15 protein-coding genes are annotated in these 12,669 nt (G+C 53.0%); 6 read left to right on the top strand and 9 right to left on the bottom strand.

Annotated features, from left to right (window positions below):
- The first annotated feature begins 17 nt into the window (after nucleotides 1-17).
- Nucleotides 18-1,202, top strand: coding sequence for a metallophosphoesterase (locus Pr1d_RS09935; protein ID WP_148073387.1), 1,185 nt, complete (start codon nucleotides 18-20; stop codon nucleotides 1,200-1,202).
- Nucleotides 1,203-1,224: 22 nt separating this feature from the next.
- Here the strand turns inward: Pr1d_RS09935 and Pr1d_RS09940 are convergent, their stop codons facing one another.
- The 4 genes from Pr1d_RS09940 to Pr1d_RS09955 form a co-directional block, all read right to left on the bottom strand.
- On the bottom strand, nucleotides 1,225-1,947 hold the full coding sequence (locus Pr1d_RS09940) for a class I SAM-dependent methyltransferase (protein WP_148073388.1): 723 nt from the start codon (nucleotides 1,945-1,947) through the stop codon (nucleotides 1,225-1,227).
- A gap of 125 nt (nucleotides 1,948-2,072) precedes the next feature.
- Entirely contained in the window at nucleotides 2,073-4,109 is a 2,037-nt protein-coding gene (locus tag Pr1d_RS09945; protein ID WP_148073389.1) for a vWA domain-containing protein, read from the bottom strand.
- 6 nt (nucleotides 4,110-4,115) lie between these two features.
- Nucleotides 4,116-4,940, bottom strand: a complete 825-nt coding sequence (locus Pr1d_RS09950) for a DUF58 domain-containing protein (protein ID WP_238476673.1) — start codon at nucleotides 4,938-4,940, stop codon at nucleotides 4,116-4,118.
- Nucleotides 4,941-5,211: 271 nt separating this feature from the next.
- Entirely contained in the window at nucleotides 5,212-6,219 is a 1,008-nt protein-coding gene (locus Pr1d_RS09955) for an AAA family ATPase (RefSeq protein WP_148073390.1), read from the bottom strand.
- Nucleotides 6,220-6,473: 254 nt separating this feature from the next.
- Here Pr1d_RS09955 and ispD point away from each other — a divergent pair, with 254 nt between their 5' ends.
- The 5 genes from ispD to Pr1d_RS09980 all read left to right on the top strand — a co-directional run bounded on the left by ispD (nucleotide 6,474) and on the right by Pr1d_RS09980 (nucleotide 9,592).
- Entirely contained in the window at nucleotides 6,474-7,211 is a 738-nt protein-coding gene (ispD, locus tag Pr1d_RS09960) for a 2-C-methyl-D-erythritol 4-phosphate cytidylyltransferase (protein ID WP_148073391.1), read from the top strand.
- A 101-nt stretch (nucleotides 7,212-7,312) separates the two neighbouring features.
- Complete coding sequence (gene tyrS / locus Pr1d_RS09965; RefSeq protein ID WP_238476674.1) at nucleotides 7,313-8,602, top strand: tyrosine--tRNA ligase; 1,290 nt, start codon at nucleotides 7,313-7,315, stop codon at nucleotides 8,600-8,602.
- A 180-nt stretch (nucleotides 8,603-8,782) separates the two neighbouring features.
- Nucleotides 8,783-8,995, top strand: a complete 213-nt coding sequence (locus Pr1d_RS09970; protein ID WP_148073393.1) for a DUF2934 domain-containing protein — start codon at nucleotides 8,783-8,785, stop codon at nucleotides 8,993-8,995.
- A 73-nt stretch (nucleotides 8,996-9,068) separates the two neighbouring features.
- Nucleotides 9,069-9,326 carry a DUF4160 domain-containing protein gene (locus Pr1d_RS26650; protein WP_148073394.1) on the top strand — a complete coding sequence of 86 codons (258 nt, stop codon included), beginning with the start codon at nucleotides 9,069-9,071 and terminating at the stop codon, nucleotides 9,324-9,326.
- A gap of 11 nt (nucleotides 9,327-9,337) precedes the next feature.
- Nucleotides 9,338-9,592, top strand: a complete 255-nt coding sequence (locus tag Pr1d_RS09980; protein WP_148073395.1) for a DUF2442 domain-containing protein — start codon at nucleotides 9,338-9,340, stop codon at nucleotides 9,590-9,592.
- Nucleotides 9,593-9,609: 17 nt separating this feature from the next.
- Here Pr1d_RS09980 and Pr1d_RS09985 read toward each other — a convergent pair whose 3' ends face one another.
- The 5 genes from Pr1d_RS09985 to Pr1d_RS10005 form a co-directional block, all read right to left on the bottom strand.
- Nucleotides 9,610-10,236 carry a phosphopantothenoylcysteine decarboxylase domain-containing protein gene (locus Pr1d_RS09985; RefSeq protein WP_148073396.1) on the bottom strand — a complete coding sequence of 209 codons (627 nt, stop codon included), beginning with the start codon at nucleotides 10,234-10,236 and terminating at the stop codon, nucleotides 9,610-9,612.
- A 12-nt stretch (nucleotides 10,237-10,248) separates the two neighbouring features.
- Nucleotides 10,249-10,788 (bottom strand): flavoprotein, encoded by a 540-nt coding sequence (locus Pr1d_RS09990; protein WP_148073397.1) that lies wholly within the window; start codon nucleotides 10,786-10,788, stop codon nucleotides 10,249-10,251.
- Nucleotides 10,789-10,920: 132 nt separating this feature from the next.
- On the bottom strand, nucleotides 10,921-11,187 hold the full coding sequence (locus tag Pr1d_RS09995; RefSeq protein ID WP_148073398.1) for a DNA-directed RNA polymerase subunit omega: 267 nt from the start codon (nucleotides 11,185-11,187) through the stop codon (nucleotides 10,921-10,923).
- Nucleotides 11,180-11,782: a guanylate kinase gene (gene gmk / locus Pr1d_RS10000; protein WP_148073399.1), complete on the bottom strand. Its 603-nt coding sequence runs from the start codon at nucleotides 11,780-11,782 to the stop codon at nucleotides 11,180-11,182. The genes Pr1d_RS09995 and gmk overlap by 8 nt, the downstream gene beginning before the upstream one ends.
- On the bottom strand, nucleotides 11,779-12,666 hold the full coding sequence (locus Pr1d_RS10005) for a YicC/YloC family endoribonuclease (RefSeq protein ID WP_238476675.1): 888 nt from the start codon (nucleotides 12,664-12,666) through the stop codon (nucleotides 11,779-11,781). Before Pr1d_RS10005 ends, gmk begins: the two co-directional genes overlap by 4 nt.
- Between the last annotated feature and the right edge of the window lie 3 nt (nucleotides 12,667-12,669).

Below are 12,669 nucleotides of genomic sequence, written 5' to 3' on the forward strand. Positions count from 1 at the left end.
AAAGAGACCGACACAACATGCCCCCACTGCTTTTGATTGCAATCGCACTGGGTTCGATTATCGGTCATGGATATTTCTGGGTGGCAATCGTAAACCGATTGCACGGGTGGAATGGCCCGCACCGGATCATTGATTATCTTACCCTGCTGTGCTGTGTTGGCTTTGCAGTGTTTCCTCTGGTCATCGTGTACCAGTGGTGGACGATTGGAGGAGGCTTTCTCTCGACTGCAGCGGACAGCAATCTGAGTATCTTAGTGAAGGTCTATTTCCTTTTCTGCTGTTTCATAGGTTACGGCAACATACTTGCTCGAATGGTCGGCTTTTTTCCCGAGGACGATCCTACTATTCTCGTTAGCAAGCAGAGTGAGCTGGTAAGTCCCGAAAAGCCATTTCGAAGCGGGCAATGGGTTGGATGGTATCCTCGAATGCTTGGAGCTATTCCGCTGAATGAGGCACTAAGTCTTTCTGTTGATTCAAAGCAATTGTTTATTCCTCAGCTACCGGATCAGCTAGCGGGGATTCGAATTGCTCACTTGAGTGATCTCCATTTGACAGGTCGCATTGGCAGTGAATGGTACCACTTTGTTGCAGATCAGGTGAATCTTGCCAAAGCAGATGTCATCGTCCTCACTGGGGATCTGATCGAAAACGAATCGTGCCGCAGTTGTTTGATCGAGAGTCTGGGGCAGTTACAAGCACGATTGGGAGTCTACTTCATTCTCGGCAACCACGACCTGTATATCGATGCCAAGAGGACCGTGGCAGAGCTTGTAGAAGCTGGGCTCTTGTACGTCGGCGATTGTTGTCGTGAAGTTTCTTGGAATGGAACTTCGGTGCAAATCGCAGGCAACGAACTACCGTGGGTAGGTCATGCGCCGTCTTATCCTCAGCACTCTGATGTCAATGCTTTTCGGTTGGGTTTATTGCACACTCCTGACCAGATTGACTGGGCGTATCGGGCAGGAGTGAACTTAGCCTTGGCCGGGCATACGCATGGAGGACAGGTACGGTTTCCACTGTTGGGCGCCGTTGCAGCGCCAAGTCTCTATGGCACTCGCTTCGCTTGTGGCACCTTCCGAAGGGGGAACACGGTCATGCATGTCACACGGGGCATTAGCGGCGAGACGCCCCTCCGCTGGAACTGTCCTCCAGAAATCGCAGTGCTGGAGTTAGTGAAAAACCCACCAGAGTCAGCAGGTTGAAATTTCACTGTATATTCGTCAGCTATAGTTTTTCGAGCTCAACACAAATACCACCGGCCTTCATCGCCTTGTGCATTTTTGTGAACCACAACTCTTGTCGGCAAACGAGTCCTAGCTCTTCCAACATTCCCATGAGAGTCTGTCGATTGTAAGTTTGGCAAATCCAAAGGCGGCTGGTCCACGCCCCTGCCAGATTATCTTCGGTGGTAAGTAGCAGCATACGTCCACCTTTGCGCATGACCCTGACAATTTCACTGAGACCTGGTCGAGGATCGGGCAAATGCTCAAGGACATAGCCACACGTCACCCCATCAAACGAGCCATCGGCGAAAGGTAATCGCTCCAAATCGGCAGTAACAAATTCTGGCCGGGAACTCTTAAGCCGCAAACGAGCCCGGTGCAGCATCTGACGCGACAGATCGGTACAAACAATCTCTGTGCCTGGGTCGGAATACTTGAGCAAGTGTTGGGCAATCTGTCCCGCTCCACTCCCGACGTCGAGAATCGATTTCATTCCGCGCAAATCATACTTGCGGGTTCGAAACAGACGTTCGCCGAGAGGAACGTGCAATGAAAGCAGACTGGCAGTAGAAAGCAGAGCACCTTTGGGTCCGCCATAGACTCGCTGCACTTTGCGGCGATACTCCTCGCCGCTGACGCGACGGATCAGATCGTTTTCGATTAAACGTTTCAGAGCCGCACTGCTTTTCCGCTTAGAATGCCTCTCATCAATTGTGTTATGCATTACTTCTCGGAGAAAAGTTCCGCCTTCAATGGTGAGTTTTCCAACTCAGATTCAATCCAGCCCGGAATCATTCTAGTCCGAGAGCAATCCCATTGGATGCTCTGAGCTACTCGTTTGGGGTCCAATCAGATATACACTCGGCGATTATAGATATACCATTCCAAGAGCAAGACGAACAGGGCCAGCAGCAACAAGGGTTTCCACATTTCCCGTCGTATTTCCGTTTGAGCCGGTTGGGCTGCCACGTCGACATATCCGATCTCCAAGCTTTCCACTGTATTCAGACTATCTTCTCCCTCTTGCCTAACGCGTAGGGCAACATCGCTCTCAGGGCGGTCAAACAAATTCACGGCGAATTGCTTGGCTCGACGGCCTCCCACAAGCACGTCGTAAACCCCCAGCTGTTCGGTGTCCTGAAAACCAAGTCGGCCGGTATCGTCTACAGCGACATTTTGACGCGAGCCATCTGGTAGGATTACCTCGACATTTTCTTCTGTGGGGCTCAGTTTCAGTTCCACCATTTTTTCAGGACGATTTGCCAATTGAGAATCGTCTGAACCCCCTGCAAAATGATCGAGTACGTTGAGCCAAAAGCCTGGGAAACTATGCTTTCGCGGCCAGTCTGTATTAAACGTACTCTCCCCCGCGGCATTCTTTCCGATGATTTCAAACCCGATGGCGACATCTTCGTAATGATCTCGAGGTGCGATCGCGACAAGAGGTCCGTCCGTGGAATCGACGAGAACTCGGCCACCCAGGGGAGGCCTCACGATGTTCGCATCAGCTATCTGGATTCCTCCCAATTCCAGCAGACTCAGCAAAGCATGACTGCGCTGCCAGTCGATAATCTGGGGACCTACAACGCTTTCGGAATCATTGGCCTTCGTCCAATCATCACTAGGAGGCATTGTGCCAATGAAGAGCGTATTGGCTTGCGGCATGGATTTAGGTACGCACTGGTCAAAAATTATTAGATCGTAATACTCAGTTTGACTTTCTCGTTGATAGGCATTTCCCTCAAGTTCTGCAGGTGTAATCTTTTCTACTTTCGCCAATCGCTTGGCACGATCGGTCGTCAAAGCGGCTTCCAAAGAATTATTGCCGGGAGTAACAAGCAGAACCCGTGAATCACGCTGATTCTCCAGAACGGCATAGGCCGTGTTATCAATTCCCAATTCGTCTTTGAAGTCATTCCCCGGGTCAATCGTGGCGCGCAACTCCCCTTCCGCTTCCCTGAGGAGGTTGAAGGTCGTCGAAGCGACTGCCTCAGCAGGCACTTGTACCTCGGCCGCATCAAGTAATTGATCGTTGAGATAAAGTTCGACCACGACCGAGTGATCTTCCGTGCTGAAATTTGCTAGCTGGACGAAAGCCTGGCGCAATTCAGGACGTTCTTCATTCTGACGAGTATTGAAGGCGGTGATTGCGACATTCTCTGCAGATAACGATCCTATTGGCAGAAACAGTGGTTGCAGATTTCCCAGCGAGAAATCCTCCACTCCGGCAAAGCGGCCGTCGCTAAGAATATAGAGCTGAATATTTCGCTGTTCAGTCACCTCGTACTCAGCGTTTTCGTCCTCAATCGTCACTCGACCAGGATTAGCGAATCCGTCGGCAAGTCGCAGAGCACCGGTGAGATCCGTCTGGGCTGCTGAGGGCTCGATTCGAGCCAATGCCTCATGCAGTTGTCGGCGATTGTTAGTAAACTCCTGCACTACGTTCGGTTGTTCGGCAAAAGAAATAATCATTGCCGACATGTCCGACTCCATTTGGTCCACCAATGCCGAGACTCGTGCTTTGGCCTCGTCGAGCCGTGAGCGGCCATTCTCGCCATCGGTGGCTGACATACTCGCCGAATTGTCAACGAGGAAGATAAACTGTTCGCCCTGCAGAGACTCGCCCTGCCACCCCGGGCGGAGCACGGCCAGGATGGCAAGGCCGACGACCAAGAGCTGCAAAAACATCAGCAGGCTCTTGCGCAATCTCTGCCAGAGGCTGTTCACATGCAGGTCTTCAATCACGCGATGCCACAAGTAGGTGCTCGGTACTTCAAGTGGTTGGCGTTTGAGTTTAAGGAAATAGAGCGCAAAGATTGCTGGCGGAATCAATCCCAGGATGATCCAGGCAGTCGGCCCCAGTGAGTTGCGAAAGAGACTTTCCATGATGCGTTAGCGAACGAGTCCTCTGCGGCGCAGGTGTTTAGCGACCAACTCTTCGACGGGTACCTGATTGTTTGCCAGCAGGTAGTGCATGCCGCGCTTTGCGCAAAACTGTTGTGCTCCGCTACAAAATGTGTTGAGTGTTTCGTGGTATTTTCGCAAGAGGGGCGCGCTGACCGTGATTTCTGCTTCGTCTTCATCTTCGCAATCGACCAGTCTCAGGTCTCCTTTAACGTCTGGCTCTATTTCCGCTTGGGAGAGGACCTGAATCACAAAGCAATCCATTTCGTGCGACAAGAAATACTTGAGGGCTGACTCGTATCCCTCCTTATCCATGAGATCGCTGATCAGTACTACGATTCCACGCCCCGGGTTTCGCATGCAGAAGTTTTTTACTCCCGTGGCGAGTTGCGTACCGCCCTGCGGCTCGATTGCCCCGACTTGCTGCAGCATCCGCCAAGCACTGGCCCTCCCGCGGTAGACAGGATTTCGTTGCGACACGGGTTGATCGATCGTCTCGATTCTCACGCGGTCTGCCCGAATCAAGCCGACAAAAGCCAGCGCTGCGGCAAGCTGTTTGGCGTATTCCAACTTCGTTGGATCGCCAAAATCCATCGAGAGACTCGCATCGATCAAAGCATAGAAATGCAGGTCTTCCTCTTCGAGAAACAGCTTGAGGATCAATTTGTCGAGCCGGGCATACAGATTCCAATCCAACTGCCGGAGGTCGTCCCCCGCCACATAGTTGCGGAAGTCCGCGAACTCGACGCTTTGCCCTTTGCGCTTGCTGCGGCGTTCACCCTTCATACGGCCGCGGAATATCTTGCGAGTCACGAGCTCGAGCCGCTCCAATTGAGCGCAAAGTTCAGGCGAGAGTAGCGGGGATTGAGTTGCTTTGCTCAAGGTTTCACCATGCAACCACGTAGGATGAGTAAGAAAGCAACCACAATTCCAATCATAGCGGGAAACAACATGACAATCGATTCGAAAAGTTGGCTCCTTCTTGTCTGCATGCCCGGCCAAATGCTAGGCTTTTTGGATTGTCGCTCCATGGCACCTCTCGCTATTCCGCAATCCGCAATCCGCAATCCGAATTCCGCATTGCTTATTTTTCGTCCGCCTTTTCAGGAACTTTCTTCACGATATCGGTTAGGACCTGATCCGGCTCGATCCCTTCGGCGGCGGCTTCGAAATTAAGTATCACCCGGTGTCGCATTGCTGGCAAATAAACCCGGCGGATATCGTCGAAGCTAACATTGTAGCGGCCGTTCAAGAGGGCCCTCACTTTCGCGGCAAGAGAGATCGTCTGAGCACCGCGAGGGCTGGAACCCCACCGCAGGTATTGATTCGTGGCGGGTTGCGCGAACGGGCCATTGGGATGGGTGGCTAAAGTGAGTCGCACGATGTAATCCTGCACATGCGGGGCGATGATGACTTTTCGTATGAGCTGCTGCCAACGGAGGATTTCTTCGCCGTCCATCACTTTGTCAGGTTTCACCGTTTCACCACGCGTAGTGCGGTCGATGATTGTGGCCAGTTCCTCGCGGCTGGAGTAACCCACAACGAGCTTAAAGAAAAACCGGTCAAGCTGTGCTTCGGGGAGTGGATAGGTCCCTTCCTGCTCGATTGGGTTTTGCGTCGCCATCACAAAGAAAGGCAACTTCATCGGGAACACTTTCCCCGCAATGCTCACCTTTTGCTCCTGCATGGTTTCGAGCATTGCTGATTGTGTTTTGGGGGTAGCTCGATTGATTTCGTCTGCGAGACATATCTGAGTGAAGAGAGGCCCTTTTTGAAATTCGAAGCTACGCCTTCCTTCGGGAGTCTCTACCACCATGTTGGTCCCCAGGATGTCGGCGGGCATTAGATCAGGGGTAAATTGAATTCGCGAAAAGTCGAGGTCCAGCGTCTCAGCAAGAGTCTTCACCAGAAGCGTCTTGCCCAATCCGGGGACCCCTTCCAGCAGGCAATGTCCACCGACGAATAAACAAGTGAGAACCCCATGGACGATATCACTGTGCCCCACAATCACGCGGCCCAGTTGCTCACGGACAGCCTTGTAGCGCTGGGCGAATTCCTCAGCATCTTTTTCTATTGATTTGCCATCACTCATATTCGCGGGTTCTCGCAGGGTGAGGAAAGTTTGCAGACGGTAGCCTGGCGAAGTGAAAGAGTAGTTTTAGTCCCTTTTAGCCTACCTGCCCAGACTTTTCTCCGCTAGCGCCCGAAGGACGATACCGCAATGAATGGAAATGTGTTAGCTTGGCGGTTTCGCCATCTACTACTGACCACGAATCACCCTTGCCGGAAGCTTACGCATCCGGCTTGCCTGTATCTCCAGGCGCTAACGCTTCTGGCTCGCCTATCATGTCCAATGTTGCCGTGATCATGCCCGCCGCCGGCGCCAGTCGGCGGTTTCATGACAAGAATTATAAGAAACCCTTTGCCCCGCTCGCCGGTAGAGCCGTGTGGCTCCACACGGCGGAAAAGTTTCTCAATCGGGCTGACGTGAAACAAGTTATTGTGGTGATTGCCGACGAGGACATGGAGGAATTCCAACGCAAGTTCGGGGCGAATCTTGCCATCTTGGGTGTCGAAGTCTGCCGCGGTGGTGATGAGCGGGCAGATTCGGTGGAAAAAGCCCTCGCGAAGGTGAAACCCGATTGCGATCTCGTTGCCGTGCATGACGCTGCTCGGCCCTGCCTGGCCGACAAATGGATCGATGCGGTGTTCGAGGCGGCAGCGAAAGATGGCGCCGCGATCCTCGCCGTGCCCGAGACGGCAACCTTGAAGCGAGTCGCTCAGGGTAAGATCACGGAGACCGTCAGCCGTGAATCACTCTGGCAAGCTCAGACTCCGCAGGTGTTCCGCCGCGAGTGGCTTATGGAGGCGTACACGGCTCGTGCTGGGAAAGCTGCAACCGACGATGCTGCACTTGTGGAGTTGGCCGGACATCCGGTGACTATTGTCGAAGGCTCACCACTCAACTTAAAGATCACCACTCGCGACGACCTCAAGCTCGCCGAACAGATACTCAAAATTCTCCCCAAGCCGAAGCTCGATGGTTTCGCCAATCCCTTTGCCGGAGATGATATGTGGAGATAGGTTGAATTCGGATTTCGGAATTCGGAATTCGGAATTAAGATAGTCCTCGCTGTTTCGTTTTTTGAATTCCGCATTCCGCAATCCCAAATCCGCATTCCAATATGTCTCTGATTTCCGATCTCCGTTGGCGTGACCTGATTCATCAAACAACGAATGATGAAGGCATTGATGCCTGGCTCACCGAGAAACCTCGCACTCTCTATGCCGGCTTTGATCCTACGGCTTCGAGTCTGCACGTGGGCAGTTTGATGGGGCTCTTAATGTTGCGACGTTTCCAACTGGCCGGACATCGCCCGATTGCCGTCGTTGGAGGTGCCACAGGGATGATCGGCGATCCAAGTGGGAAAAGCGACGAGCGAAACCTGCTCTCCAAGGAGCAACTCCAGGAAAATGTCGACGGCCTCGGAAAACAGATGGCCCGGTTTCTGGATTTTGATGAGGCGAAGAATCCAGCACTATTGGTCAACAATTTCGACTGGACCGGCGGTTGGAGTTATCTCGATTTTCTGCGCGACATAGGCAAGAATTTTCCAGTGAACGTCATGCTCGCCAAGGACTCGGTCAAGAGTCGACTCGGACGGGGGGAGGATGCCGGTAGCGCTGGAATGAGCTACACGGAATTCAGCTACATGCTGCTGCAAGCCTATGACTTTGTGTACCTGAGCGACAAGTACGGTTGCGAACTGCAAGCGGGCGGTAGCGACCAGTGGGGCAACATTACAGCGGGTATCGATCTGGCCCGCCGCATGCGAGGCACGCAGGTCTATGGCCTCACCTGGCCACTGCTCACAAAGTCCGATGGCACCAAGATGGGCAAGACCGAGAGTGGAGCCGTCTGGCTCGATGCCGAGCGCACTAGCCCCTATCAGTTCTATCAATATTGGATCAACGTTGACGACGCCGACGCCGGCAACTGCCTGCGACTATTGACGGATCTCAATCATGAAGAGATCGAGCTCTTGGATATTGCTCGAGTGAATAATCCCGGTCAACGAGACAGCCAGCGCCGCCTTGCCGAAGAACTTACGCGTCTTGTCCATGGCGAAACCGCTTTAGCAACCGCGCAGAAAGCCACTGAAATCTTCTTTGGCGCAGAGATCGCGGACCTCTCCGATGCCCAACTCACCGAAATCTTTGCCGACGTCCCAAGCAAATCTTTAAGCCTCTCACAGCTTAGCGAAGGCCTCAACATTGTTGACGCCCTAGTCGAGGCCGGCCTGTCCAAGAGCAAAGGCGAAGCCCGCCGCACCGTCGAGCAGGGGGGGGCTTACGTCAACAATCGCCGCATCGCGGGTATCGACACGCACCTTTCCACCGAGCACCTGGCGAGCGAAACGGTGCTGGTCTTGCGGAGTGGGAAGAAGAAGTACGCGCTATTGCGGTTTGAATAGGTTGACAGATTATTAGTACCTAAAATCGCTGTAAATGGCGATCTCCAGCCAACGAATCTTGCCCCTTCAGTTGTGCTAGCAATGCTCCCCTTGCAGGTTTTGAATTGTTGGGGCTATAACAGTCGCTGGCTTGAAAGCCACTGAATCAATCGCCAAACGGACATTTGCGAGGATATACCTATGAGTTCCAATCACCTCCCTTTTACTCAACAGATTTCTGACGAAGCCATTGCTCAACGTGCTTATGAGATTTGGGAGTCCCGCGGCTGTCCCTCTGGTGACGGCTCCGCGGACTGGGAGACTGCCAAGCGGCAACTAGTTGCCGAGCAACGTCCCGGTGGTGGGCCGATTCGTTGGCTTATTGCACGGTTGCGAAACCGCGCGGCGATGTAGCGTCTTCCAATAGGTCGGAGACTCGCGCTGAACGTAGATGTTCCAGCCTGAAATCGAGTGGTATAATCAAAGTATGCCAACAATCTCTAGATTCTACGGGATTGTGATTTTCATGAATTATAATGATCACCTGCCTCCGCACTTTCACGCTCGCTATCAAGATCAAGAAATTACCGTCAATCTAGGCAGTGGTAAAGTGCAAGGAACCATGCCTCGTCGGGCATTGAATATGGTACTTGAGTGGAGGGAGCAGCACCAAGCGGAGTTATTGCAGAACTGGGAATTGGCTAGGCAAAGACGTCCTCTGCAACAGGTACCGCCACTTTCTTAAGAAAGACAACCATGTTTCTCCACGTAACCGAAGTTCGCTATCTGGAAGGTTATCGCCTTGAAGTAAGCTTTAATGATGGGAGCATCAAGGAACTCGATTTGGTCAATGAACTTCATGGAGAGGTCTTTAAGCCTTTAAAGAACATCGAGACTTTTAAACAAGCCACTGTTAACGAGGAAACCAATACAATCGAGTGGCCCAATGGAGCTGATTTTGCTCCCGAGTTTCTTCACGAGATTGGAAGAGACATTCGTCAGCCGATATAAAGAATTGATCGCGCTGGCTATCTGATCAAACGCTCGGTGATTACGGCGAGGATTTCGTCGGCGACCAATCGCTTCGATCCTGCGATCTGTTTTAGAACGGTGCCAGCAGGATTGAGGATTTCTACCTCGTTATCAAGCGAGTCCATGGCAGAGACGCTATTGGAGACGATCAGGTCGCAGTGCTTGCGTTCGAGTTTTGCCAGGGCGCGCAAGCGATGATCCTCAGTCTCCAGGGCGAAACCGACAACCCAGCGAAATCCTTTCTCGGCGCCGAGTGTGGCGACGATATCGTCCGTCTCGATCAGGTGGAGTTCCAGAGGTTGGCCCGTCTTAGCGATTTTGTTGGGCTCGACATGTACTGGGCGATAATCGCAAGGAGCGGCGGCACCGATCAAACCATCGCACGAGTCGAACTCTTCGCGACAGATGGTGAGCATGTCCTCGGTCGAGACAACAGGTACGACACGGGCTCCGGCCGGATATTCCACTTCGACGGGTCCGCTCACTACGGTCACCTTGTGTCCCAATGCCAACGAAGCTTCGACCAGCGCGGCACCCATGCGGCCACTGGAAGCGTTCGTAAGATAACGTACGGGATCAAGATACTGACGTGTAGGGCCTGAGGTGATGAGGATGTGTGCCACGCCATTTGTGCCCTAGGTTTGTAGCAACTTTCTCACGGCTGCGGCGATCTCGGCAGGCTCGGCCATGCGGCCCATTCCCTTTTGTCGGCAGCTAAGCCAACCCTCATTGGGGCCAACGAGATGAAATCCATCGGATCGAAGTTGCTCGACGTTGCGTTGGACGGCGGCTTTCTCCCACATTTCGCAATTCATTGCTGGGGCCAGCACAATTGGGCCAGTGAAACTCAATATCAAAGTGCTCAGCAGATCGTCGGCAAGGCCGTGGGCCGCTTGAGCCATTAAATGTGCCGTTGCTGGAGCCACGCAGAGAAGGTTCGCTTGTCGGGCGAGCTCAATATGGGGACCCAACGGAAAGTCGTGGCGGTCGAACGTTCGTGTCAACACGCGCCGGCCAGTGAGTGCCTGAAATGTGGCTGGGCCGACAAACTTCTGAGCGGCACGAGTCATGACGACAGTCACGCCGACGCCGCTTTGCACAAGATCGCTAACCAGCGCAGCCGTCTTGTATGCGGCTATGCCGCCGGACACGCCGACTACGATTTCATGTGCCATAGTGAGTAGGTGAGTAGGTGAGTAGGTGAGTAGGTGAGTAGGTGAGTAGGTGAGTAGGTGAGTAGGTGAGTAGGTGAGAGTTCGTGGAAATCTTCCTACTTACTCACTTATTAACCTACTCACTTTTAAACACTACAAACTGGTAAGATCCAACTCGGGAGGTCCACCATCGGCAACGACTTCTTCGCTGGCGACTTTCACTTGATTGGTAGAATCAAGATAGATTTTATCCTGGAGGATTTCCTGTACCACGATTTCCATTTTATCTTTGGACTCAAAATCGACCAAAGGTCGAGCGCCGGCATTAATCGCAGCAAGACGTTTTTGGATCAGCGTGGACAACTTAAAACGCCCACCAACTTTGTTGACAATCTGTTCTTCCTTTAAGGCATCAATCATTGGGAATTCCTTCGTTTTGCAATTGGTTGACTATTTCTTCGACCGCCTTCGAGACGGTGTCATTGACTACTTGATATTTATAGCGACGGGCGAGCGCGATCTCACGGCGGGCCACTTCCAGTCGACGCTCGATGGCTGCGGGGGTCTCGGTGGCGCGAGACCGTAGACGACGTTCCAATTCTTCGATCGTCGAGGGTTGGATAAATATGGTCAGAGCATCCGGGAACTGGCGAAGAACCTCCTCGGCTCCCGCCACGTCAATCTCTAAGAGTACCCATTTTCCCGCAGAGAGACTAGGCCTCACGGCACTCCAGAGCGTGCCATACCAGTGTCCGCGGCCAAAAACCTCGGCAGTTTCCAAAAAGTCTCCTGCCTCGCGTCGCCGGGTAAACTCCGCGGGGGAGAGGAAAAAGTAATCCACACCGTCCGTCTCTCCAGAGCGAGGATCACGAGTCGTTGCCGAGATGCTAGGCACAAGTCGCCCTGCTAGTCGCTCCAGAACCTGTTTGACGACAGTACTCTTGCCAACGCCAGAAGGGCCGGAGACGACGACGAGTCTGCCGGGAACGTCGGATTTTCCGGGAGCGATAGTCATTGGACGTTCTGAATCTGCTCCCGAATACGCTCCAGCGCGGTCTTGATTTCGACGATTTGCTGCGAGATGAGAGCATCATTGGCTTTTGAGCCAATCGTGTTTGTCTCGCGCCCCATTTCCTGGCAGATAAACTCCATCTTACGACCAGCACTCTCGGGCAATTTCTGAGCTTCAACGAACTGCTGAAGATGGCTTCGCAGTCGCACGATTTCTTCTGAAATGTCCGCCCGATCGGTGTAGAGGGCCACTTCGCGCACTAGATCCGTAGGCTCGAGTGTAACATTGAGCGAGGAAAGTGCCTCGTTCACGCGATCTTGGATCCGCTTGCGGTAGTTCTCACTTATCATGGGTGCTTGCCCTTCGATCACATCGAGGCAAGCGGCCACCGTGGAACATTGCTCGTTCAAATCGTCGGCCAGGGCTTCTCCCTCGGCGGTACGCATTTTTGTGAGTTGGTTGATTGCGCTACGAAGCGTCGGTTCAACGAGTGGCCACAAACTCGCGGCATCGAGTGATTCAGCCGAAAGCTGTTCGACAACACCTGGTAGGCTCGCCAAGGGCTCAAGACGAATCATTTCGTCCAAGTTGCGTTTGGCCGCAACTTCCTGCAGTTGATCCACATACTGATTGAGAACGCGAGTGTTAAGCCGGAAGTCCTCAGCACTTGCCAGATGACGAATACGAAGATTGCAACTCACCGTGCCGCGTTTTACGGTTTCACGAATCGCTGACTCGATGAGAGTTTCGAGGGAACTATAGCCCTCAGTTGTGCGGATATTGAGCTTGAAGTAACGGTTGTTAACCGTACGAAGTTCGACCGCGATGGCATATCCGCCCCGCTGTTCGATCACTTCGCCGAAGCCGGTCATGCTCAAGAGGGCCAAGTT

The sequence above is a fragment of the Bythopirellula goksoeyrii genome (genome assembly GCF_008065115.1).
Taxonomy (GTDB): domain Bacteria; phylum Planctomycetota; class Planctomycetia; order Pirellulales; family Lacipirellulaceae; genus Bythopirellula; species Bythopirellula goksoeyrii.

Coding starts and splice junctions, on each gene's coding strand:
- Pr1d_RS09980 (WP_148073395.1), top strand. CDS start 9,338: ATGTTTCTCCACGTAACCGAAGTTCGCTATCTGGAAGGTTATCGCCTT.
- Pr1d_RS09970 (WP_148073393.1), top strand. CDS start 8,783: ATGAGTTCCAATCACCTCCCTTTTACTCAACAGATTTCTGACGAAGCC.
- Pr1d_RS09940 (WP_148073388.1), bottom strand. CDS start 1,947: ATGCATAACACAATTGATGAGAGGCATTCTAAGCGGAAAAGCAGTGCG.
- Pr1d_RS09955 (WP_148073390.1), bottom strand. CDS start 6,219: ATGAGTGATGGCAAATCAATAGAAAAAGATGCTGAGGAATTCGCCCAG.
- Pr1d_RS26650 (WP_148073394.1), top strand. CDS start 9,069: ATGCCAACAATCTCTAGATTCTACGGGATTGTGATTTTCATGAATTAT.
- ispD (WP_148073391.1), top strand. CDS start 6,474: ATGTCCAATGTTGCCGTGATCATGCCCGCCGCCGGCGCCAGTCGGCGG.
- tyrS (WP_238476674.1), top strand. CDS start 7,313: ATGTCTCTGATTTCCGATCTCCGTTGGCGTGACCTGATTCATCAAACA.
- Pr1d_RS09945 (WP_148073389.1), bottom strand. CDS start 4,109: ATGGAAAGTCTCTTTCGCAACTCACTGGGGCCGACTGCCTGGATCATC.
- gmk (WP_148073399.1), bottom strand. CDS start 11,782: ATGACTATCGCTCCCGGAAAATCCGACGTTCCCGGCAGACTCGTCGTC.
- Pr1d_RS09995 (WP_148073398.1), bottom strand. CDS start 11,187: ATGATTGATGCCTTAAAGGAAGAACAGATTGTCAACAAAGTTGGTGGG.
- Pr1d_RS09935 (WP_148073387.1), top strand. CDS start 18: ATGCCCCCACTGCTTTTGATTGCAATCGCACTGGGTTCGATTATCGGT.
- Pr1d_RS09990 (WP_148073397.1), bottom strand. CDS start 10,788: ATGGCACATGAAATCGTAGTCGGCGTGTCCGGCGGCATAGCCGCATAC.